The sequence below is a fragment of the Sulfitobacter sp. HI0027 genome, assembly GCF_001634775.1.
In the GTDB taxonomy this organism is placed as follows: Bacteria; Pseudomonadota; Alphaproteobacteria; order Rhodobacterales; family Rhodobacteraceae; genus Sulfitobacter.
This window is the reverse complement of record NZ_LWER01000201.1, coordinates 1-399: the sequence shown is the minus strand read 5'-3', so window position 1 is coordinate 399 and position 399 is coordinate 1. Positions and strand designations below refer to the sequence as shown.

Below are 399 nucleotides of genomic sequence, written 5' to 3'. Positions count from 1 at the left end.
CCACCGACTGGACGACGTTCAACGGCAATCTTGCGGCGCAAAAGTATTCTCCCGTAAGCTCCTTCACACCCGAGACGGTCCAAAGACTTGAAAGGGTGTGGTCGGTTGAAACCGGGGACGCGGCCGACGGCAGCGACGAGCTGCCGCAAACCGTGTGGTCGGCGACACCGATCTACGCCAACGAGACACTGTATCTCGGGACTCCGTTCTACCGCATACTCGCGCTCGATCCCGCGACCGGCGAGGAACGCTGGTCCTATGAGCCCGAGACGGTGCTCGAGGCGCTGACCCAGCCCGCGTTGAAGAATCGCGGTGTGGCCTATTGGCAGAGCGGGTTGCAAGGGGTTTGCGAAAAGCGCGTCTACATCGGAACGATGAACGCGACATTGCACGCGGTTG

The 399-nt window shown here is 61.4% G+C and carries 1 pseudogene; it reads left to right on the top strand.

Annotated features, from left to right (window positions below):
* Positions 1 to 399 (top strand): annotated as a pseudogene (locus tag A3722_RS13230) (PQQ-binding-like beta-propeller repeat protein); the annotation flags it as partial.